Origin of the sequence: Paraburkholderia sp. BR10954 (genome assembly GCF_040965775.1) — a bacterium.
Classification (GTDB): Bacteria; Pseudomonadota; Gammaproteobacteria; order Burkholderiales; family Burkholderiaceae; genus Paraburkholderia; species Paraburkholderia youngii.
In genome coordinates this window covers 120,536-140,889 of the sequence record NZ_JBFRCK010000011.1, presented here as the reverse complement: position 1 = coordinate 140,889, position 20,354 = coordinate 120,536, and the positions used below count along the sequence as shown (strand labels likewise).

19 protein-coding genes are annotated in these 20,354 nt (G+C 65.2%); 10 read left to right on the top strand and 9 right to left on the bottom strand.

Translation table 11 applies throughout. The annotated features are described in order from the left end of the window. Positions 1-72 precede the first annotated feature (72 nt). Together AB4Y34_RS17790 and AB4Y34_RS17785 are read left to right on the top strand one after the other, a co-directional pair. Positions 73-441, top strand: a complete 369-nt coding sequence (locus AB4Y34_RS17790; RefSeq protein WP_013088844.1) for a c-type cytochrome — start codon at positions 73-75, stop codon at positions 439-441. A gap of 46 nt (positions 442-487) precedes the next feature. Next, complete coding sequence (locus AB4Y34_RS17785; RefSeq protein WP_176109202.1) at positions 488-868, top strand: c-type cytochrome; 381 nt, start codon at positions 488-490, stop codon at positions 866-868. 100 nt (positions 869-968) lie between these two features. On the opposite strand, the gene AB4Y34_RS17780 is transcribed toward AB4Y34_RS17785, so the two are convergent. The 3 genes from AB4Y34_RS17780 to rsxB form a co-directional block, all read right to left on the bottom strand. Next, positions 969-1,403: a DUF1841 family protein gene (locus AB4Y34_RS17780; RefSeq protein ID WP_176109201.1), complete on the bottom strand. Its 435-nt coding sequence runs from the start codon at positions 1,401-1,403 to the stop codon at positions 969-971. Between the two features lie 147 nt (positions 1,404-1,550). Continuing rightward, the gene (gene nth / locus AB4Y34_RS17775) at positions 1,551-2,195 is read right to left on the bottom strand and encodes an endonuclease III (RefSeq protein WP_176109200.1); all 645 of its coding nucleotides are present in this window, start codon (positions 2,193-2,195) and stop codon (positions 1,551-1,553) included. 43 nt (positions 2,196-2,238) lie between these two features. Further along, positions 2,239-3,144: an electron transport complex subunit RsxB gene (rsxB, locus tag AB4Y34_RS17770; protein ID WP_368716743.1), complete on the bottom strand. Its 906-nt coding sequence runs from the start codon at positions 3,142-3,144 to the stop codon at positions 2,239-2,241. Positions 3,145-3,384: 240 nt separating this feature from the next. On the opposite strand from rsxB, the gene AB4Y34_RS17765 reads away from it, so the two are divergent. Beyond that, on the top strand, positions 3,385-4,017 hold the full coding sequence (locus AB4Y34_RS17765) for a TetR family transcriptional regulator (RefSeq protein ID WP_176109198.1): 633 nt from the start codon (positions 3,385-3,387) through the stop codon (positions 4,015-4,017). A gap of 123 nt (positions 4,018-4,140) precedes the next feature. Here AB4Y34_RS17765 and AB4Y34_RS17760 read toward each other — a convergent pair whose 3' ends face one another. The 3 genes from AB4Y34_RS17760 to AB4Y34_RS17750 all read right to left on the bottom strand — a co-directional run bounded on the left by AB4Y34_RS17760 (position 4,141) and on the right by AB4Y34_RS17750 (position 7,697). Further along, on the bottom strand, positions 4,141-5,418 hold the full coding sequence (locus AB4Y34_RS17760) for a polyhydroxyalkanoate depolymerase (RefSeq protein WP_176380768.1): 1,278 nt from the start codon (positions 5,416-5,418) through the stop codon (positions 4,141-4,143). Between the two features lie 179 nt (positions 5,419-5,597). Beyond that, the gene (locus AB4Y34_RS17755) at positions 5,598-7,487 is read right to left on the bottom strand and encodes a glycoside hydrolase family 15 protein (RefSeq protein ID WP_368716742.1); all 1,890 of its coding nucleotides are present in this window, start codon (positions 7,485-7,487) and stop codon (positions 5,598-5,600) included. A gap of 69 nt (positions 7,488-7,556) precedes the next feature. Continuing rightward, positions 7,557-7,697 (bottom strand): hypothetical protein, encoded by a 141-nt coding sequence (locus tag AB4Y34_RS17750; protein ID WP_368716741.1) that lies wholly within the window; start codon positions 7,695-7,697, stop codon positions 7,557-7,559. A 35-nt stretch (positions 7,698-7,732) separates the two neighbouring features. Here AB4Y34_RS17750 and AB4Y34_RS17745 point away from each other — a divergent pair, with 35 nt between their 5' ends. Beyond that, entirely contained in the window at positions 7,733-7,978 is a 246-nt protein-coding gene (locus tag AB4Y34_RS17745; protein ID WP_176121351.1) for a hypothetical protein, read from the top strand. Between the two features lie 236 nt (positions 7,979-8,214). Here the strand turns inward: AB4Y34_RS17745 and AB4Y34_RS17740 are convergent, their stop codons facing one another. Then, positions 8,215-8,367: a DUF3096 domain-containing protein gene (locus tag AB4Y34_RS17740; protein ID WP_013088853.1), complete on the bottom strand. Its 153-nt coding sequence runs from the start codon at positions 8,365-8,367 to the stop codon at positions 8,215-8,217. Between the two features lie 267 nt (positions 8,368-8,634). On the opposite strand from AB4Y34_RS17740, the gene AB4Y34_RS17735 reads away from it, so the two are divergent. Beyond that, entirely contained in the window at positions 8,635-9,954 is a 1,320-nt protein-coding gene (locus tag AB4Y34_RS17735; protein ID WP_255208887.1) for a lactonase family protein, read from the top strand. A gap of 81 nt (positions 9,955-10,035) precedes the next feature. Here the strand turns inward: AB4Y34_RS17735 and AB4Y34_RS17730 are convergent, their stop codons facing one another. Together AB4Y34_RS17730 and AB4Y34_RS17725 are read right to left on the bottom strand one after the other, a co-directional pair. Next, entirely contained in the window at positions 10,036-14,040 is a 4,005-nt protein-coding gene (locus AB4Y34_RS17730) for a DNA translocase FtsK (RefSeq protein ID WP_368716740.1), read from the bottom strand. A gap of 113 nt (positions 14,041-14,153) precedes the next feature. Beyond that, on the bottom strand, positions 14,154-14,690 hold the full coding sequence (locus tag AB4Y34_RS17725) for an META domain-containing protein (protein WP_368716739.1): 537 nt from the start codon (positions 14,688-14,690) through the stop codon (positions 14,154-14,156). Between the two features lie 259 nt (positions 14,691-14,949). Between AB4Y34_RS17725 and purT the strand changes: the two genes are divergently transcribed. The 5 genes from purT to AB4Y34_RS17700 all read left to right on the top strand — a co-directional run bounded on the left by purT (position 14,950) and on the right by AB4Y34_RS17700 (position 20,328). After that, entirely contained in the window at positions 14,950-16,164 is a 1,215-nt protein-coding gene (gene purT / locus AB4Y34_RS17720) for a formate-dependent phosphoribosylglycinamide formyltransferase (RefSeq protein ID WP_184227664.1), read from the top strand. 82 nt (positions 16,165-16,246) lie between these two features. Then, positions 16,247-16,459, top strand: a complete 213-nt coding sequence (locus AB4Y34_RS17715) for a DUF6726 family protein (protein WP_176380775.1) — start codon at positions 16,247-16,249, stop codon at positions 16,457-16,459. A 125-nt stretch (positions 16,460-16,584) separates the two neighbouring features. Continuing rightward, positions 16,585-16,965, top strand: coding sequence for an MliC family protein (locus AB4Y34_RS17710; RefSeq protein ID WP_176380776.1), 381 nt, complete (start codon positions 16,585-16,587; stop codon positions 16,963-16,965). Positions 16,966-17,193: 228 nt separating this feature from the next. Next, a complete protein-coding gene (locus tag AB4Y34_RS17705) occupies positions 17,194-18,846 on the top strand; it encodes an acetolactate synthase large subunit (protein WP_368716738.1) in 1,653 nt (550 codons plus the stop codon). Between the two features lie 45 nt (positions 18,847-18,891). Next, positions 18,892-20,328, top strand: a complete 1,437-nt coding sequence (locus AB4Y34_RS17700) for an aldehyde dehydrogenase family protein (protein ID WP_368598227.1) — start codon at positions 18,892-18,894, stop codon at positions 20,326-20,328. Positions 20,329-20,354: the final 26 nt, after the last annotated feature.

Below are 20,354 nucleotides of genomic sequence, written 5' to 3'. Positions count from 1 at the left end.
CCACCTCATAAGAAGAACGGCCGGACCGCTGCCTTTGTGGGCACCCGTTTCCCCTCAAGCCAGGTTACATCTATGAATAAATTCGTCGGCAAACACGTCGTGATCGCAGCGCTGTCGGTGCTTGCGGGGTACGCGGTCAGTGCGCAGGCAGCGGATGTCGTAGGCAACGCCAAGGCGGGCCAGGACAAGGTCGCGATGTGTATCGGCTGCCACGGCATCCCTGAATATCGTACGGCTTATCCAGAGGTTTTCCGCGTGCCGAAGCTCGGCGGGCAAAATCAGGCCTACCTCGAGATCGCGCTGCGCGCCTACAAGAAGGGCGACCGCCATTTCGACACGATGCATGCAATCGCAACGTCGCTGTCGGATCAGGACATTGCCGACATCGCCGCCTACTACGCAGCGCAAACTGCCGCTTCGAAAAACAATCCCGACAAGTGATCGGCGTCGGTCACCAGTACATCCAATTCGCGGGATAGGAGATTTCATGATCAAGCCCCAACAGGCACTCCACACGGTATTCAAGGCGGTCGGCGCGGCGGCGGTAATCGGTCTGGCCGTGGCGAACGTCGCTCACGCGGCTGACGCGGGCAACGGCAAGGTGCTCGCCGACAGTCACAACTGCGCGGCCTGCCACGGTCCCGGCCTGAACAAGCCGGTGAGCCCGGAGTATCCGAAGCTGGCCGGTCAGCACTCCGACTATGTGTACTGGGCGCTGCGTCAGTACCAGATGGGCACCGGCAATCCGCACCTCGGCCGCAACAACGCGATCATGCAGGCACAGGTGCAGAGCCTGTCGCTAGGCGACATGAAGGACATCGCCGCTTACGTCGAATCGCTGGAAGGCGACCTCGTGCAGAAGAAGTGAGCGTAGGGCGCGGGTCTCGCGCCGCGGCTTCAAAAGCAAAACACCCCGCCTTGGCGGGGTGTTTTACTTTGAGGGCATCGAGTCGGGGTTTGCGGTCGCTTCAGTCGCGCGTCGCGCGACGTTCGATGCGCTGCAAATACGCGTCCGTGTCCGGCGGCGTGCCGGTGCGCTGCGCTTCCCAGATGGTTTCGCCGAGGCAGTCCATGATCGCGTGCTGCGCCTCGTGCGTCGAGCCGAGGCGTGCGGCGAGCCGCTCGTGCGCGGCGCGAATGCCGGGCGGCTGATCGATCGACAACTGTTCGGAGATCGCCAGATGCATCGACAGGTGCAGGAACGGATTGGTCTGGCCGCGCTCCGGCGAATAGTCCTGCGCCTGCGCAGCGGGGGCGTCGGTGAGGTCGGCGTGATATTCCGGATGCTCGACGATCCAGTCGGCGGCGATCGCCTCGAGCGGCGTCAGAATCTCGCCTTGGCGCTGTTTGCGCCAAGTGTCGGTGAAAAAGAGGCGAACTTCGTCGCGGCTGGGATTGAACATCGTGGAACCGGTGGGTGGGAGTGGGGCGTGCGCGGGGCGCGACGGCGTGTGTACGCAGGGCGCACTGCGTGTAAAGCATCATTTTACGCGGCGGCCGTTCGGGCTGCAGGCGCGCCGCGCGGTCTAGGGTTTCGAGCTGGGCTGCCCTCAAAGATCGGGCGGCGGGGTCTTCGGCCGGAACTCGCACAGCGGCTCGATCACGCAATGCCAGCATTCGGGGCGGCGCGCCTTGCACACGTAGCGTCCATGCAGGATCAGCCAGTGGTGAGCGTCCTTCCTGAATTCGGCGGGCGTGAATTTTTCGAGCGCTGCTTCGACCGCGCGCACGTCCTTGCCGGGCGCGAGGCCGGTGCGGTTGGCGACGCGGAAAATGTGCGTGTCGACCGCGATGGTCGGATGGCCGAACGCGGTGTTCAGAATCACGTTGGCCGTTTTGCGGCCGACACCCGGCAGCCCTTCGAGCGCCTCGCGATCCTCGGGCACCTCGCCGCCGTACTGGTCGAGCAGAATGCGACAGGTCGCGATCACGTTCTTCGCCTTCGTGCGATACAGGCCGATCGTCTTGATATAGCTCGCGACACCTTCCTCGCCCAGGTCGAACACCTTCTGCGGTGTGTTCGCTACGGGGAACATCCTGCGCATCGCCTTGTTGACCGACACGTCGGTCGCTTGCGCCGACAGCAGCACCGCGATCAGCAGTTCGAACGGCGTCGTGTACTCGAGTTCGGTGGTCGGGTGCGGATTCAGGCTCTGAAGCGTTTCGTAGATCGCGCGGCGTTTGTTCGCGTTCATGCGGAGCGGGTCCGTGTGAGTGAGGAGGGTTGCGCGGGCGAGGTCAGCGCGCGGTCGGCGGCGAGCTGGACGGCGGCTTTGACTCGTCGGACTCGTTGGACGACGGCTCCGAGCCGTGCGTACCCTCGCCGCTGGCAAGACCGAGACGGCGGCGGCGCGCTTCGGCTGCATCGATCTGTGCCTGCACGTCGGCGCTGACGTTCTCGGTGTTCAGGGGTCCCTGGCCTTTCGCGGCCAACTCCTCTTTCTTCTTGCGCGCGCGTTCGAGCGCCGCCTGGATGATCGCGCGTTTCTTCGCTTCGGCGTCGTCCGCACTCGGGGTGGTCGGGGCCTCGGACGGCGTTGTCGCGCCGCTCGCGGGAACCGCGCCCGACGCAGCCGCCGCCGGCGCGCTCGCACTCGCGGCTCGCCGCGCCGCAGCACGCGCTTCGGCGGCGTCGCGCTCGCGCGCGAGACGGCCCTCGTGGCGGTTATGTCGCGCCCGCGCCGCGTCTGCCTGGCTCTGGCTCCATGCATCCCAGCCGGTGGCCTCGCCGGTCACGGGCAGCATCGCGATGCAGTCGACCGGGCAGGGCGGAGCGCACAGGTCGCAGCCGGTGCAGAGCTCGGCGATCACGGTGTGCATCTGTTTCGGTGCGCCAACTATCGCGTCGACCGGACACGCCTGCATGCACAGCGTGCAGCCGATGCACACCTGTTCGTCGATAACCGCCAAGGGGCGCGGACGTTCGACGCCATTGGCGGAATTGAGCGGAATCACCGGTTTGCCGAGCAGCGCGGCGAGGCGCGCGATGCCCTCGGCACCGCCCGGCGGGCACTGGTTATAGTTCGCCTCGCCGCTGGCGACGGCTTCGGCATACGGACGGCATGCGGGATAACCGCACTTTGTGCATTGCGTTTGGGGCAGCAGATCTTCGATGCGATCCGCGAGTGTTTTGACGTCTGTCACGGTTACGGCGCGGGGTTTGCCGTGCGATCGCACGACCTGAACTAAATAGCACATTATCGCCGATTTCCCGGATTGCCATTCGCAATCCATGTGCCATAATCGAAGCGCTTCATTCGAAAGACCGCAGAAAAGGGTGTGTTTCCCAACCACGACGCGCCCGCTAAACGCCGCCAACAAAAAGGCTCGAGGAGAGGCCGGCGGCGCGATCCGGATAACGCGGCTCACGAAGACGATGCCACCATGAATCAGCCGAAAATCAAAAGAGATCCTGAAGGCACGAGGCGCCGCATCTTGCTTGCGGCGGCGGAAGAGTTTGCAAATGGAGGACTGTTCGGCGCACGAGTCGATCAGATCGCTCGCCGCGCCGAAACCAATGAACGCATGCTCTATTACTACTTCGGTAGCAAGGAGCAGCTATTCACCGCGGTACTCGAGCACGCGTTCAGCGCACTCAACGAAGCGGAACGCACGCTCGAACTCAACGGAGTCGCGCCCGTCGAGGCGGTTACACGTCTCGCACATTTCGTGTGGGACTACTACCGCGATCATCCCGAGTTATTGCGACTCATCAACAACGAGAATCTGCATGAAGCACGCTATATGCAGAAGTCGACGCGCATACGCGAAATGATCTCGCCGATCGTCGCCACGCTTGGCGGCATCCTCGAACGCGGGCAACGCGCGGGACTGTTTCGCACCAACATCGACCCACTGCGTTTTTACGTGACGCTTTCGGGCATGGGCTACTACATCGTCTCGAACCGCTTCACGCTCGAAGCGACGCTCGGGCGCGATTTCAGCAGCGCCGCCGAACGCAGCGAGGTGATTCAGATGAATACCGAACTGCTGCTCGCATATCTGTTGAGAAAGTAACGGCCCGTGCCGCGGTGATCGCCGCCGCCGCAGAACATCAGTATCACGAATGAAGCGCGATAAAAAAGCCAACGGCCTCGAAGGAGACCGTTGGCTTTTTATATGCTATTGCAAGTTTAATGCTCAGGCTTCGACTTTTTCTTTCGCCGTTTTTGCAGTCTTGTTGTGCTCGAGAATGAAGTCGCGCAATTGCGGGTAAATGATCGTGCGCCAACGGCGGCCCGAGAAAATGCCGTAGTGGCCGCATTTTTCCGCGGTGAAGTGACGCTTGTTCTTCGCCGCAATGCCGCTGCACAGGTCGTGCGCCGCGTAGGTCTGGCCGTCGCCGGAAATATCGTCGAGCTCGCCTTCGATCGTAAATAGCGCGGTCGTCGTGATGTCCTGCGGCCGCACCGGTTCGCCGTTGACGACCCACGTGCCCTCGGCAAGACGGAATTCCTGGAACACGACGCGGATCGTGTCGAGGTAATAGTCGGCATCCATGTCGAGCACCGCGTTGTACTCGTCGTAGAAGCGGCGGTGCGCTTCGGCATCGTCCTCGTCGCCGCGCAGCAGGCTCTGGTAGAAATCCCAGTGCGATGCCGCGTGACGCTCCGGATTCATCGCGACGAAGCCCGTGTGCTGCAGGAAGCCCGGATAGACTTTACGGCCCGTGCCCGGATAGTTCGGCGGTACCGTGAAGATCACGTTGTTCTCGAACCACTCGTATGAGTGCTGCGTGGCGAGCGAATTGACCGAGGTCGGGCTCTTTCGCGCGTCGATTGGGCCGCCCATCATCGTCATCGTGCGCGGCGTGTCCTCGCCGCGGCTCGCCATCAGCGAAATGGCGGCGAGCACCGGCACGGTCGGCTGGCATACCGAGATCACGTGCAGATTCCTCGCGCCGATATGGCGAATGAATTCCTGGATATACGCGATGTAGTCGTTCAGACCGAACCAGCCGGCCTCGAGCGGTACCATGCGCGCGTCGATCCAGTCGGTGATGTAGACCTTGTGGTCTTGCAGCAACGTGCGCACGGTGTCGCGCAGCAGCGTGGCGTGGTGCCCTGACAACGGTGCGCAGACCAGCACGACCGGCTCGTCTTTCAGTTGGCTGACAGCTTCGCTGTCGTCCGCGAAGCGCTTGAAGCGCATCAGACGGCAGAACGGCTTTTCGATGATCGTCTGCTCGACGATCGGAATGTTATGTCCGTCTTTAACAATCTGATGAATGTTGAACTCGGGCTTTTCGTAATCCTTGCCGAGCCGGTAAAGCAGTTCGTAGCCGGCGGACAGGCGTGTGGCGCCCGGCACATAGGCTAACGGACTGGCCGGATTCGCAAATGATTTCGATGCGGCCTGGGCCCAGGCAGTGAGGGGGCTCAACATCGCCCGGCTGAATTCGTGCAGTTGATAGAGCATGTTTGCTCCGTTTTAAGCGGTTCGCATTGGGCTTCGCAAACACGCGTGAAGCGTTGCGGCGGGCCATTGTGGTTGTGGGCACATTGTTGTTGGCCGACAGTCGGATCGATAATATCGAACAAAGCAATCTTGTGCAATGCAACAATTTTCGCATTCAGTGTACGCAAACTGTCACGGCGTCATGCTAGTGGCGATGCTGCCCCGCCGCTATAAGGGCTTGCCTGAGCCTCAAGCTCTGGGGAGCGCATGCCGTTATGCGCCGGATGGCCGGTCGCCTGCGCCATTTCCTGCTCATGCTTCATCAGGTTCAGTCCGGTGTGCACGAGCGCCACGTGCGAGAACGCCTGTGGAAAATTGCCGACCAGACGTTTTTCGACAGGATCGTACTCCTCGGACAGCAGCCCTACGTCGTTGCACAGCGCGAGCAGCCGCTCGTACATCTCGATCGCTTCCTGCACGCGCCCCTGCAGCGCGAGGTTATCCACCATCCAGAACGAACACGCAAGAAAGGTGCCTTCCCCGGGCGGCAGACCGTCGTCGTATTCGGTCGTGCGGTAGCGCATCACGAAGCCGCCGCGCATCAGGTCCCGCTCGATTGCCTCGACGGTGCCCTTGATGCGCGGGTCCTGCGGCGGCAGGAAGGCGACCAGCGGCATCAGCAGCACGCTCGCGTCGAGCTGGTCGCTGCCGTAGTACTGCGAGAACGCGTTCAGCTTCGGATTCCACGCCTTCTCGCAGACCTCGGCGTGGATCGTGTCGCGCGTCGCGCGCCATTCGTCGAGCGGGCCGTCGAGCTTGAACATTTCGGCCGAGCGGATCGCGCGGTCGAACGCGACCCACGCCATCACCTTCGAGAACGTGAAATGCTGGCGGCCGCCGCGCGTCTCCCAGATGCCTTCGTCGGGTTCGCGCCAGATCGTGGTCAGATGCGCGAGCATCGCGCGCTGCACGCTCCACGCGGTGACGTCCGCCTGCAGGCCGCCCACGCGCGCGAGATGCAGCGCATTCATCACTTCGCCGTAGACGTCGAGCTGAAGCTGCCCGACCGCGTTGTTGCCGATGCGCACCGGTTTCGCGCCCTCGTAGCCGGGCAGCCAGTCGATTTCGAATTCGGGCAGGCGTCGCTCGCCGCCGATGCCGTACATGATCTGCAACTGGTCCGGCGCGCCCGCCATCACGCGGCCGAGCCAGCTGCGCCAGGCGCGCGCTTCGTCGTAGTAGCCGCCGCGCATCATCGCGAGCAGCGTGATGGTCGCGTCGCGCAGCCAGCAGTATCGATAGTCCCAGTTGCGCGTGCCGCCGAGCTTCTCCGGCAGCGACGTGGTAGGCGCCGCGACGATGCCGCCGGTCGGCTCGTAGGCGAGCGCGCGCAGTGTGATCAGCGAACGGCGGATCGGCCCGGCCCAGCGTCCTTCGACAGTCCCGCGCGCCGCCCATTCGAGCCAATGGTTCTCGGTGCGCGCAAGTGACGTGTGCGGGTCGCGCGCGGGCGGAATGCGCAGATGCGACGCCGCATACGAGAGCGAGAACGGCACGCGCTCGCCCGCGGTCACCGTGAATTCCGCGACGGTCTTCATATCTTCGCCGTGCAGTTCGACCGGCGTGCGCAACACCGCGTTGTCGGGGCCGACGATCGCCTTGATGCCGCTGTCGTGTTTGAGCTTGTCGACCCATGGGATCGAGAAGCCGTAGTCGAAGCGCAGCACGAGTTCCATCTTCATGCGCACGGTGCCGCGCTTGCCGACGACGATGCGGATCAGCTCCGACCAGCCGTTGCCTGGCGGCATGAAATCGATCAGCGTGACGGCGCCGTCGGGCGTTTCGAAGTCGGTTTCGAGGATCAGCGTCTCACCGCGATAGCGCCGCGTAATGGTCGGCGCGCCGTGCTCGCCCTGGGTGGCGGGGGCGATCTGCCAGCGACCGTTGTCGGGCGTGCCGAGCAGCGCGGCGAAGCAGGCGCCCGAGTCGAAGCGCGGCCAGCAGAGCCAGTCGACGGAACCCTCGCGGGAGATGAGCGCGGCGGTATGGCCGTCGCCGATGAGTGCGTAGTCTTCGAGGTGTGCAGGCATGGAACGCGTGTCGAAAAACGAGTCGTTATTACAGATCGCGACAGCAGCCGCGCTTCGAGTGGGTGTTAATTACCGGACCACGATCGGCAGTGTTTGGTTCACCGCATAGTGCGGCAAAACGCGGGTTGGAAAATTGTCAATTCCATGCATAAAATCAGATTTCATGCCGATGTCCGGTGACCCGCCGGACTGCGAATCGGCCTTGCTCATGGCGCATGCAGACGCCGTTTCCGAGGACGAAAGCCATGCTGAACCCTTCGAAATCCGATTGCATCACGATTCTCTCGGCCGCCAGCCAGCTTGCCGGCGACTCCATGCTGCCACTTGATCATGGCCGGCTCGGATTGAGCCGCAACGGCATGCTGGCTGCCGCGTCCTTCCTGGTCGAGCGGGACTGCTTCCGGCGCTATCAGCAGAATGCCGATCATTATGCGGTCGGCGCGCTGTCGTTGCAGGGGCGCTTGCGCCTCGAACAACTGGCAAACGGTTGAGCGGCCGCACCGAGCGTTCATAGCGCGGGCTGCTGCTCGCGTATCCGCATCTTCGCGCCACGTCACGTCGATTGTTCGCGTGGCGCGATGCACGCTTTCCGCCTATGTCACCGCGTGACGCAGGCCGCGCTTTCATGCGTGCGAGTGCCGCTGGCACCGCGCGAACCCTCTTTTCTCGCAAATTTAACCCCGACACCGGGCGCAAATACCGCGCCCGGTATCGCGTCGCCTGTCGCTTACAGATGCGACGAGCCCACGCCGAAGATTCCGATGATGCCGATGATGATCAGGTAAAGCGCGACGATGTAGTTCAACAGGCGCGGCATGATCAGGATCAGGATGCCGGCGATCAGCGAAACGAGCGGGCCCAGGCTGAGAGTGACGTTCATGGAGACTCCGTGGTTGACACGCGTGGTGCGCGATTGAGAAAACTCTTGAAAAACCGGCCCGGCTTGCGGGAGCAAACCCGCTGGCGCAGGCCGCGCGTCAGCGGTGGATTCACTGCATGATCCGACCTAACGCTCTTATACTGACTTCGACAACAACAACGCGGAACGACGCTCGATTCGCGGCGCGGCAGACCAGACACCGTTATAACCGCTCGTACCCCGGCTCATACGCGAGCCCGTGCAGACAACCGATGTCGAGGAGGTCTCATGCTTCACCGTCGCCGTGCCGCCGGGTGTGTTGCCGCGCGCCCAGTTCCGGCTTCCGCTTTTACTTCTGTTCTTGCCAGTGTTGCCGTACAGGGTTCCGGTCCGCGTGGCGTGGACCGCGTCGCCCGTTCGATGATAAAAGGTTTCCTGCTCATGGTTTCGATGCTTGCTTCGCACGCGTATGCGCAAGATGCTGGCCCGGTCCCCGCGGACGGCGTCTATACGATGCTGGTCGGCACTTACACCAGCGGCAAGAGCGAAGGCATCTACGTGTTTCGCTTCGACACGAAGACCGGCGCGGCGACCCAGGTGTCGGTCGCGCAGACGGTCAATCCGTCGTTTCTGGTCGTTAGCCGTGACCGCCGCTTCGTCTATTCGGTCAACGAACTGCCCGGCGACAACGGCCCGGCCACGCAGCGCGGCGGCATCAGCGCATTTGGCTTCGATGCCGCGCGCGGCCAACTGACGTTTCTGAACAAGGTGTCGTCCGATGGCAATGACCCGTGCTATCTGAGCATCTCGCCGGACGGCAAGTATCTGCTGACCGCGAACTATTCCGTCGCGCCCGACCCGGGCGGCAGCTTCGCGGTGTTTCCGCTGCAGGCGAACGGCCAGGTGGGCGCCTCGGTGCAGACCGTGCATCACGAGGGCGGCGGGCCGGTGAAAGGCCGGCAGGACAACTCGCACGTGCATTCGACCGTGTTCTCGCCGGACGGCCACTATCTGTTCGCGCAGGATCTCGGCGCCGACAAGCTGTACTCGTACCGCTACGCGCCGCAGAGCAGCGCCGGCGCGGGCCCGTTCGTCGTGACGGACTGGGGCTACGCGCAGCAGCAAGCCGGCACGGGTCCACGCCATCTGATCTTCAGCGCCAACGGCAGGCACGCCTATCTGACGAGCGAACTCGCGGCGACCGTCAGCACGTTCGACTACCAGGACGGCAGACTGAAGCTCGTCCAGACGTTGCCATTGAGCGAGCCCGGCTTCAAGGGGCAGGTGGCCGCGGCGGCGATCCACATGTCGCCGGACGGACGCTTCGTGTATGCGTCCAATCGCGGCGACGCGAACGAGATCGTGATTTTCTCGGTCGATCCCGCCAATGGGCATCTGAAGCAGATCGGCCGGCAATCGAGCCTCGGCAAATCGCCGCGCGAGTTCACCATCGATCCGACCGGCAACTGGCTGATCGTCGGCAATCAGTTGAGCGACACGGTCTACGTGTTCAAGCGCGATCAGCAGACGGGGCTGCTCGATCCGAATCCGAAGCAGCATTTCGAGCTCGGCGCGCCGGTGGATTTCAAGCTGGTATCACCGTCGTAACACACGGCACGCGCGGGCAAAGAAAAACGGACAGATCACATCGTGAGGCTGTCCGTTTTTTCATTGCGGTTCACCGCGCGCTCATTCCGCCGGCCCCGGCGCCAGCACTTCGCGGCTGCCGTTGATGCTCATCGCCGACACGAGCCCGGCCGTCTCCATCTGTTCGACGAGCCGCGCCGCGCGGTTATAGCCGATGCGCAATTGCCGCTGCACCGACGAAATCGACGCGCGCCGCGTGCGCACGACGAATGCGACCGCTTCGTCGTACAGCGGATCGGCTTCCGCATCCGGCGCTTCGCCGAACAGGTCCTGGGCCGCGCCGCCATCGGTGGCCGGGCCGTCGAGAATGCCTTCTTCGTATTGCGGCTCGCCGAACTGCTTCAGATACTCGACGATCGCATGCACTTCCTCGTCGGCGACGAACGCGCCGTGCACGCGCTGCGGGTAGCCGGTGCCCGGCGGCAGGAACAGCATGTCACCCTGGCCGAGCAGCGACTCGGCGCCCATCTGGTCGAGAATCGTGCGCGAGTCGATCTTCGACGATACCTGGAACGCGACGCGGGTCGGAATGTTCGCCTTGATGAGACCGGTGATCACGTCGACGGACGGCCGCTGCGTCGCGAGGATCAGGTGGATGCCGGCCGCGCGCGCCTTCTGCGCGAGCCGCGCGATCAGTTCCTCGATCTTCTTGCCGGCGACCATCATCAGGTCGGCGAGCTCGTCGATGACGACGACGATCAGCGGCAGCGGCGCGAGCGGCTCGGGTGCATCGGGCGTGAGCGAGAACGGGTTGCCGAGCTTCTTGCCCTTCGCCTCGGTGTCGCGGATCTTCTGGTTGAAGCCCGCGAGATTGCGCACGCCGACCGCCGACATCAGCCGGTAGCGCTTCTCCATTTCGCCGACGCACCAGTTCAGCGCATTGGCCGCGAGCTTCATGTCGGTGACGACCGGCGCGAGCAGATGCGGAATCCCTTCGTAGACCGAAAGCTCGAGCATCTTCGGGTCGATCATGATCAGACGTACTTCCTCGGGCGTCGCCTTGAACAGCAGCGAGCAGATCATCGCGTTGATCGCGACCGACTTGCCCGAACCGGTCGTGCCCGCCACCAGCATGTGCGGCGCCTTCGCGAGATCGGCGACGACCGGATGGCCGGTGATGTCCTTGCCCATCGCAAGCGTCAGTTGCGAGTGCGAGTTCTGGTAGACGCTCGCTTCGAGGATTTCGGAGAGCCGGATCGTCTGCCGCTTCGCGTTTGGCAGTTCGAGGCCCATGCAGGTCTTGCCCGGAATCGTTTCGACCACGCGGATCGACGTGAGACCGAGACCGCGCGACAGGTCCTTCATCAGACCGACGATCTGGCTGCCGCGCACGCCGAGCGCCGGTTCGACTTCGAAGCGCGTGATGACCGGACCCGCCGATGCGCCGACTACCGTCACCGGCACCTTGAATTCCTGCAGGCGCTGCTCGATCAGCTGGCCGGTTTCGCGGAGCTTTTCGTCCGAGATCGGTTCGACGTCGGCGTCGGCGGGGGCGAGCAGATCGAGCGTCGGCAGTTCGACCATCGATGCGGCCGGCGCATGGAACTCGAAGCCGTTGACCGGCGCGTGGCCGCGCAGCGGCGCGCGGGCGGCGGTCTCGGTGGCGGGTTGGGTCAGCGGTTGCGGTGTGGGCGCGGAAGCAGGCGACGGAGGGGGTGACGGTTCGGCTGCCGGTGTGTTCGTGACAGACGTCGCGTTTGCGTCGACCGAAGGCTCGATGCTGGTCGCCGGCGCGGCAACGCCAGGGAAACGGACCACGTTCGAGACGACGGCTGGGGCGGTTGCCGGTGTAGCCAGGTTCGCCGCGCTCGTTGAAGTCGACGACGGCGAGGCGTTCGTGGAGTCGATCGCGGGCTCGGTCGCAGCGGGCAGGGCAGGGGCGAGCGATGTCGCATGCGTCGGCGGCGTTGCTGGCTCACCTGGCCGCGCGCCTTCGCTCGCGGCCGGGCCGAGCTTGCTCTCCCAAGGCACGAGCGTTTTGTCGATGACGATTTCGGCGACAGCGGCCGGCTCTTGCTTCGGTGTCGCGGTGTCGGCGGTCGCAGGTTCGACGGTTCGCGCGGATTCTTCCCCCTGCGATGGCGGGACGCTGGTGTTTGTCGTCGTCTGGTCTTCGATCGCCGGTACGTCTTCGTGCGTGGCGTCGTCCTGCAAGCTGGCTGCAAAGCGCTGGAACGGTGTCGCCGTCGCCGCCTCGTGTTGCGGCGCGCTTGCAGCAGGTTCCGCGGCGGCAGGCTCAGCCGCAGCGGATGCCGACGGCTCGACAACTGCGGGCGTGCCGGTGACAGCCTCCGCGCACACGGGATCGGCCGGCGTCTCTGCGACAGACGCGGGCTCTGCAATCGCGGATTCGACAGCCACAGCCTCAGCCGCCACGCCGGCCACCGGCTCGATCGCAGCCGTCGTCAGCGGCGCGGCCGTGAGCGGCGGATGAATGACCGGCGGTTCGGTCGGCCATTGCGCAACCGCTTCGTTGGTGCTCTCGACCGACGTGTCGGATTCGACCACCTCATGCTCAGCCGGCAACTCCACAGGTGACGCTTCTTGCTGCGACTGCGACTGCGACTGCGACTGCGACTGCGCCGGCGACACCGTCTCGCCGTTTTCGACAGGCAGCACGTCCGGCAGCGCCGGCGGCACGTCGAACGTGGTCAACATACGTTCCACGTCGCCAATCTTTGCGCCATCGCCGCCACGGCTGCGCGCGAGGCTCACGCCGGCCATGTCGGTCCAGCGCGCGGTGTTTTCCGCGATGCTGCGCAGCGTTTCCTCGACGCTCGCCGGCGGCGCGACCGTCGACGCGTTCGCCATCGTTCGCGTGAAGTCCGGTGTAGGGCGGCGCACGGTCGACGGCAATGTGACACCGTTGGCGCGCTGAGCCGCCGGGAACGGCTGACGCGGACTCGCGCCGCGATTGAGCGGCGCGCTGCCGTCTGCTGGACGTGGCAGCGGCGACGGACGGCTGCCGCGGCCCGCGGCATTCATCGATCCCGCCGTCATGCCGATCCCGGCGCCCGACGTGGCGGACCGGCCCGCCATGGCCTGTGCCGCTCGCGCCGACACGCCGGACGCATTGGCGGCCGTCGCCGCCAATGCGGCGCTGGAGCCGAACGGCGCGGCCACGCGCGGTTCGCCGACCGAGCGCCGACCGGCCTGCGCAGCGCTATCATGAACCGACATGCCCGATGAAGCCGCTGTACCCGGCGATCCCGCCGCCGTCGCCGCGCGCGGCTCCGTCGTGCGCAGCCAACCCGCCGGCGCGACCGGCTCGGTCGGCACGAATGGAGCCGTGGACCTGTCCGGAGCTTGGTCCACCGGCGACGCCTGCGTTGCCATCGACGCTCCCGGACGCAGCGGCGCGCTCGCCCCCGAGCGCAACTCCGGCTCGATCTGCCTGGCCGGCCCACGCGCCGCGCCAGCGGCCGCATCGGCGCGCCAGTTTGCGCCGCCGCCACGGGCGGCAGCCTCCTTGCTACTCGCGACGCCAGCCGCGGCACCGCCCGCAGCGGCGGCGCCCACGCCGCGCCCGCTCGCGGGCGGACGCCACACCGTCGGCCGCGCGTAGCGACCCTTGCTGTTGCGCGGCGCCATCGTGTTGGTGGCAGGCGAAACGTGCGACGGCGCGCCGTCGTCGACGGTGCGGTGGCGGCGCGCATCCTCGTCTCGCTTCGCGAGTCCGCGCGACAACCCGAGGCCGAACGCGCCGTCGGCCCAGGCGGCGACCTCGCTCCAGCGGAAGTCGATGAGCCAGGGCAGGCTGATCAGGAGCAACGCGAGCGCCGCGAGCGGCGTGCCGATATGGCCGAGCAGATGCCCAAGCCCGGCGGCCAGCTCATGACCGAAACCATTGACGCCGGCAATGCCGATCAGCGAGCCCTCGAGCGTGCAGCTCGCGATCAGCACGCAGACGAAGCCGAGCCACAGCCGGATCGTGCCGGGGCCGCGCAGACCCGCGCCGCCCGGCAGCATCGACTTCACGAGGCGCCACAAAAGAGGAATGAACCAGACGGCCGACCCGCCGAACCAGCCGAAAACTACCGTGTGCATACCAGACATCTACGAATGACGGAGCGCGCGAGAAGCGCAATCCGTCGAGTTTAAACGGCGCAGCGCGCGGCTTCGAAGGCCAGCGCGAGTCCCGAACGCGGCGCAAACTCGCATCACTTGTCGCTGCGATCGAACATCAGCGTGTCGCCGTTGTCGAGGATCAGCTGCATCTGCTGTGGCGCGCGCATCTGCACGCCGGTGCGAGCGATGCGTTCGAGCGCTTCGAGGAACGGCTTTTCGATGTCGCCGCCCGGCGACACGCACGCCTTGCGCGTGCCGGCGAGGGTGCCGAAGCTGAGCTTGCCGTCCTTCAGCATGTACGAACCCATGAAACGGTTGCAGCCGGAAAAGCCGCTCGCATGGCGTCGGCCGCCTTCGGTCGACAATGTGAGCGTGAGCGGCTCCTGATCCTTCGACGGCACCGCGCGCGCCGTGCCGTCGGCGTTCTTCCACGAGCTCAGCACCCAGCTGCTGTCGTCGAGCAGTTGCACGGCGGCGGGATTGAATGGATCGGGCGGCGGCGCCGACGCATCCGGATGCTTCGGGATCGCGCAGGCACCGAGCAGCGCGGCGATGCTCAACGCGGCGACGGCCGTGCGCAGGCACGGAGTGATGCGCGCAAGACGTCGCGGGCGGGAGCGGATGAGCATGGCGTCGTTCCTGTTCAAACTGGCGAAGGCGTAAGGGTAACGTACTAAGCTTGTCGTGCGCGAGCGATGCGCGCGGTGGCGCGGTCGCGGCTGCGAACGTCGACGCGGCGGCACGCTTGCGCCCGACCGCCACGGCCTCGCGAGCGCGCTCAGAGCGCACCCCGAACGCACCCTGAGCGCCGCGCGGCGAGGGGGCCGCATGTTAACATCGCGGTCTATTCAATCCCACCCTCATCCCGACTTTTTATCTGGAGTTCCCATGCAGATCGGCCAACGGATCGGCACCCCCCTTTCTGAATCCGCGACGCGCGTGATGCTGCTCGGCGCCGGCGAGCTCGGCAAGGAAGTGATCATCGCGCTGCAACGGCTGGGCGTCGAAGTGATCGCCGTCGACCGTTACCCGAACGCGCCGGGCCATCAGGTGGCGCATCGCGCGCACGTGATCGACATGACCGACCGCGCCGCGCTGCGCGCGCTGGTCGAGCAGGAGCGCCCGCATCTGATCGTCCCCGAAATCGAGGCGATCGCGACCGACGAGCTCGCCGCGATTGAAACCGAGGCGCTCGCCGAGGTGATCCCGACCGCCCGCGCCACCCAGCTGACGATGAATCGCGAAGGCATCCGCCGCCTCGCCGCCGAGGAGCTCGGCCTCGCGACCTCGCCGTACGCATTCGCCGATTCGCTCGACGAGCTGCGCGCGGGCATCGCGAAGGTTGGCTATCCGTGCGTCGTGAAGCCGGTGATGTCGTCGTCGGGCAAGGGGCAGTCCGTATTGCGCCGCGACGCCGACGTCGAACCCGCGTGGCAGTACGCGATGGCGGGCGGCCGCGTGAATTTCGGGCGCGTGATCGTCGAGGGTTTCATCGACTTCGAATATGAAATCACGCAGCTCACCGTGCGCGCGATCGACCCGGCGAGCGGCGCGGTCAGCACGTATTTCTGCGACCCGATCGGCCACGTGCAGGTCGCGGGCGACTATGTCGAATCGTGGCAGCCGCAGCCGATGAGCCCGCTCGCGCTCGAGCGTTCGCGCGAGATCGCGCACAAGGTCACGGCGGCGCTCGGCGGCCGCGGCCTCTTTGGCGTGGAACTTTTCGTGCGCGGCGACGACGTATGGTTTTCGGAAGTCAGCCCGCGCCCGCACGACACGGGGCTCGTCACGCTGTGCTCGCAGCGCTTCTCGGAGTTCGAACTGCATGCGCGCGCGATCCTCGGCTTGCCGGTCGACACGTCGCTGCGTGCGCCGGGTGCGTCGGCGGTGATCTACGGTGGACGCGACGAGGCCGGCATCGCGTTCGAAGGCGTCGCGGCGGCACTCGCGGTGCCCAACTCGGACCTGCGCCTGTTCGGCAAGCCGGAGAGCTTCGTCAAACGCCGCATGGGCGTCGCGCTCGCGACCGGCGAGAACATCGACGAAGCGCGCTCGCGTGCGAAGCAGGCCGCGGCGGCGGTTCGACCGGTGTCGGCGAAGTAACGAGCAGGGGCAGGGCGACGCGCGGCGCGGGCCGCAATCGTTGCTGGCTTATCGCAGCAAAGAGATCGGAGTAGGGGATCGTATGGCGCTTGAATCGCGCAGCAATCGGTGGCGTGGCGCGCTTCGCCGGGTCGGCGCACTCGGCGTGGCGTTCGCGCTGTGTGCCGGCATCAGCGGCTGCGGGCTCGCGGCGGCGCCGTGCCGGGTCGCTTCGGCGGGACTGAAGATCGTGCCGGTCGTCGGGCACGTCGCCGCCGCGCCGACCGATGCGTGTGCCGAGGTAATCGATCCTTGAAACCTCGTCGAACTGTCCGTGAATTGCCCACGAGCTTCCTGTAACCCGCCTGTGACCCGTCTGTGACCGGCGTGGCTGCCGGTATGCCTTCCCTGCCTGACCCCCCGCAACAATCGAGGTGTTCGATGAAGACATGGCGTGTTGCATTCCTCACTGCAGCATCGATGGTGGCCTCGCTGGCGGCATCTTCCGGCGGCGCCTCGGCCGCGCCGTTGCAGTTCAAGCACATCGAAGGCAAGAACCACCAGACGCGCAAATACACGTGCGCGACCGGCAAGATCCTGCAGGTTACCTACTGGAACGCGCAGAACGGCCAGAGCTTCGCGGTGCTGCCGGTGAAAGGCACCTCGATGCTGTTCGTCAACACGGTCTCGGCGTCCGGCGTGAAGTACCAGGCCGGCAGCTATACGTGGTGGACCAAGGGACCGCGCGCCAATCTTTATGACCTGACGAGCGGCGAGAACGCGCCGCCGATTCTCTCCGACTGCGTAACGGTGATTCGCTGATTCATTGATCGGCGCACACCTGCACGTCATGCGGCGGCTTCAACCTCTGCCGCCGCCTGCTTCCTCTCGCGCCCGGCTTCCTGCCGCTCGCGCGCATCGTTTCCATTCGAGTAGTAAGCTGTCCAGCATGGTGTTCGCCATGCCGCGCGCGCGATGCGGTGTTTCGCGCGCAGCCGTCGTTGTCGTCTTCGATTGTCCGTCCCCCCGAGTCATCAAGCGAGACCCTCAATGAAAGCATCGGACCTGTTCGTCAAATCGCTGGAAGCCGAAGGTGTCGAGTACGTGTTCGGCATCCCCGGTGAAGAAAATCTCGATCTGCTCGAGTCGCTGCGCCGCTCGAAAATCCGTCTGATCCTCACGCGCCACGAGCAGGCGGCCGGCTTCATGGCTGCCACCTACGGGCGGCTCACCGGCCGCACGGGAGTATGTCTGGCGACGCTCGGCCCCGGCGCGACCAACTTCGTGACTGCGGCCGCCTACGCGCAACTGGGCGGCATGCCGATGCTGATGGTCACCGGCCAGAAGCCGATCAAGTCGAGCAAGCAGGGGCACTTCCAGATCGTCGACGTGGTGCGGATGATGGAGCCGCTCACCAAGTACACGCGGCAGATCGTGTCCATCGGCAATATTCCGGCGGCGGTGCGCGAGGCCGTGCGCCGCGCCGAGGAGGAGCGCCCGGGCGCCGCGCACCTCGAATTGCCCGAGGACGTCGCGCACGAGGAGGGCGACGGCAAGCCGATTCCGAAGAGCTACAGCCGCCGTCCGGTCGCCGAGGAGAAGGCGGTCGCGCGCGCGGTCGAGGCGATCACCGCCGCGAAGCATCCGCTCCTGATGATCGGCGCGGGCGGCAACCGCAAGACCACGACGAAGATGCTGCGCGAGTTCGTCGACCAGATCGGCATTCCGTTCTTCACGACGCAGATGGGCAAGGGCGTGATCGACGAATCGCATCCGATGTGGCTCGGCAACGCGACGCTATCCGACGGCGACTTCGTGCATCGCGCGATCGAGCACGCGGATTGCATCATCAACGTCGGTCACGACGTGATCGAAAAGCCGCCGTTTTTCATGCGCAGCGGCGAGGCGGGCGAGAAGACCGTGATCCACGTGAACTTCCTCGGCGCCGAAGTCGATCCGGTGTATTTCCCGCAGATCGAAGTGGTCGGCGACATCGCGAATGCGGTGTGGCAGCTCAAGGAGAGCCTGAAGACGCGTCAGGAGCATTGGGACTTCACGCGCTTCAAGGAGATCAAGGAGCATTTCGAGGCGCATCTGGTGAAGGGCCAGCACGACGACCGCTTCCCGATGTACCCGGTGCGGATCGTCAACGACGTGTACGAGACCACGCCGGTCGACGGCATCGTGTGTCTGGATAACGGCATGTACAAGATCTGGTTCGCGCGCTACTACCGCGCGCACGAGCCGAATTCGCTGCTGCTCGACAACGCGCTGGCGTCGATGGGCGCGGGGCTGCCGTCGGCGATCGCGAGCAAGATCGTGCATCCGGAGCGCAAAGTGATCGCCGTGTGCGGCGATGGCGGCTTCATGATGAACTCGCAGGAGCTCGAAACGGCGGTGCGCCTGAAGCTCGACCTGGTGATCCTGATCCTGCGCGACGACGCGTTCGGCATGATCCGCTGGAAGCAGGAGAACATGAACTTCCCGGACTACGGCATGACGCTTGCGAACCCGGATTTCGTCGCCTATGCGCAGAGCTATGGTGCTCAGGGGCATCGGGTCGAGGCCGCAGAACAGTTCGCGCCGCTGTTGCGCCAGTGCTTCGTGACACCCGGCGTGCACGTGATCGACGTGCCGATCGACTATTCGGACAACGAGCGCGTGCTCAATCGCGAGATCAAGCGGCTGTCCGCGCGGCTTTGAGCCTCTGTGCATCGACGCTTTGATTCGATTCAAGGAGAACGCGACATGTTGCAGAAAACCTATCCGTACTACCTCGCGAATGAGCCGGTGGCCGCCAACACCGATCTCGAAGTGACCGACAAATTCAGTGGCGAAGTCGCCACCCGCGTCGCGATGGCCGACGCGGCCGCGATCGACAAGGCGATCGGCCTCGCGGTCGAGGCGATGCCCGCAATGCGCGCCTACCCGCCGTTCAAGCGCCAGGCGGTACTCGAACACTGCGTGAAGCGCTTTCGCGAGCGCTACGACGAGCTCGCGCTCGCGCTGTGCATCGAGGCGGGCAAGCCGATCAACGATTCGAAGGGCGAGGTCACGCGCCTGATCGATACGTTCAAAGTCGCCGCCGAGGAGAGCGTGCGAATCGACGGCGAGATCATCAATCTGCAGATTTCGCCGCGCGCGAACGGTTACCACGCGTACGTGAAGCGGGTGCCGATCGGGCCGTGCTCGTTCATCTCGCCGTTCAATTTTCCGTTGAACCTGACCGCGCACAAGGTCGCGCCGGCGATCGCGGCGGGCGTGCCGTTCGTGCTGAAGCCGGCGAGCCGCACGCCGGTCGGCGCGCTGATCATGGGCGAAATTCTTGCGGAAACCGATCTGCCGAAGGGCGCGTTTTCGATTTTGCCCGCGCACCGCGACGGCGCCGACCTGTTTACGACCGACGAGCGCTTCAAGCTGCTGTCGTTCACCGGGTCGCCGGCGGTCGGCTGGGAGCTGAAACGCAAAGCGGGCAAGAAGAAAGTGATTCTGGAACTGGGGGGCAACGCGGCGGCGATCGTCGACGGCGATCAGGGCGGCAAGCTCGATTACGTGGTCGAGCGGCTCGCGTTCGGCGCGTTCTATCAGTCGGGGCAGAGCTGCATCGGCGTGCAGCGGATTCTCGCGCACGCGAGCGTCTACGACGCGCTGCGCGAGAAGCTGATCGCGAAGACGAAGTCGCTGGTGATGGGCGATCCGAAGAACGAGAAAACCTTCGTCGGGCCGATGATCTCGGAATCGGAGGCGAAGCGGCTCGCCGGCTGGATGGAGGGGGCGGTGCAGGCGGGCGCGCAGATCGTCGCGGGGGGCAAGGTCGACGGCGCGATGTTCGAGGCGACGCTGCTCGAAGGCGTGAAGCGCGACACCGATCTGTATCGCAAGGAGGCGTTCGGGCCGGTCGCGATCCTCGAGCGCTTCAACGATTTCGAGGCGGCGCTCGCGCAGGTCAACGACAGCGACTTCGGCCTGCAGGCCGGCGTGTTCACCGATTCGCTCGCGCATGCGCATCGCGCCTGGGATGCGCTCGAAGTGGGCGGCGTCGTGATCAACGACGTGCCGTCGTTTCGCGTCGACAACATGCCGTATGGCGGCGTCAAGGATTCGGGGCTGGGGCGCGAGGGCGTGCGCTACGCGATCGAGGATATGACCGAGCTGCGGCTGATGGTGATGCGCGAGACGTGGTGAGTGGGCGCTCTGACGCGGGCAGGGCG

What these genes read in the sequence shown, in the direction of transcription:
- AB4Y34_RS17790 (WP_013088844.1), top strand. Translation starts at nt 73, where the DNA reads ATGAATAAATTCGTCGGCAAACACGTCGTGATCGCAGCGCTGTCGGTG.
- AB4Y34_RS17785 (WP_176109202.1), top strand. Translation starts at nt 488, where the DNA reads ATGATCAAGCCCCAACAGGCACTCCACACGGTATTCAAGGCGGTCGGC.
- AB4Y34_RS17780 (WP_176109201.1), bottom strand. Translation starts at nt 1,403, where the DNA reads ATGTTCAATCCCAGCCGCGACGAAGTTCGCCTCTTTTTCACCGACACT.
- nth (WP_176109200.1), bottom strand. Translation starts at nt 2,195, where the DNA reads ATGAACGCGAACAAACGCCGCGCGATCTACGAAACGCTTCAGAGCCTG.
- AB4Y34_RS17765 (WP_176109198.1), top strand. Translation starts at nt 3,385, where the DNA reads ATGAATCAGCCGAAAATCAAAAGAGATCCTGAAGGCACGAGGCGCCGC.
- AB4Y34_RS17760 (WP_176380768.1), bottom strand. Translation starts at nt 5,418, where the DNA reads ATGCTCTATCAACTGCACGAATTCAGCCGGGCGATGTTGAGCCCCCTC.
- AB4Y34_RS17755 (WP_368716742.1), bottom strand. Translation starts at nt 7,487, where the DNA reads ATGCCTGCACACCTCGAAGACTACGCACTCATCGGCGACGGCCATACC.
- AB4Y34_RS17750 (WP_368716741.1), bottom strand. Translation starts at nt 7,697, where the DNA reads ATGAGCAAGGCCGATTCGCAGTCCGGCGGGTCACCGGACATCGGCATG.
- AB4Y34_RS17745 (WP_176121351.1), top strand. Translation starts at nt 7,733, where the DNA reads ATGCTGAACCCTTCGAAATCCGATTGCATCACGATTCTCTCGGCCGCC.
- AB4Y34_RS17740 (WP_013088853.1), bottom strand. Translation starts at nt 8,367, where the DNA reads ATGAACGTCACTCTCAGCCTGGGCCCGCTCGTTTCGCTGATCGCCGGC.
- AB4Y34_RS17735 (WP_255208887.1), top strand. Translation starts at nt 8,635, where the DNA reads ATGCTTCACCGTCGCCGTGCCGCCGGGTGTGTTGCCGCGCGCCCAGTT.
- AB4Y34_RS17730 (WP_368716740.1), bottom strand. Translation starts at nt 14,040, where the DNA reads ATGCACACGGTAGTTTTCGGCTGGTTCGGCGGGTCGGCCGTCTGGTTC.
- AB4Y34_RS17725 (WP_368716739.1), bottom strand. Translation starts at nt 14,690, where the DNA reads ATGCTCATCCGCTCCCGCCCGCGACGTCTTGCGCGCATCACTCCGTGC.
- purT (WP_184227664.1), top strand. Translation starts at nt 14,950, where the DNA reads ATGCAGATCGGCCAACGGATCGGCACCCCCCTTTCTGAATCCGCGACG.
- AB4Y34_RS17715 (WP_176380775.1), top strand. Translation starts at nt 16,247, where the DNA reads ATGGCGCTTGAATCGCGCAGCAATCGGTGGCGTGGCGCGCTTCGCCGG.
- AB4Y34_RS17710 (WP_176380776.1), top strand. Translation starts at nt 16,585, where the DNA reads ATGAAGACATGGCGTGTTGCATTCCTCACTGCAGCATCGATGGTGGCC.
- AB4Y34_RS17705 (WP_368716738.1), top strand. Translation starts at nt 17,194, where the DNA reads ATGAAAGCATCGGACCTGTTCGTCAAATCGCTGGAAGCCGAAGGTGTC.
- AB4Y34_RS17700 (WP_368598227.1), top strand. Translation starts at nt 18,892, where the DNA reads ATGTTGCAGAAAACCTATCCGTACTACCTCGCGAATGAGCCGGTGGCC.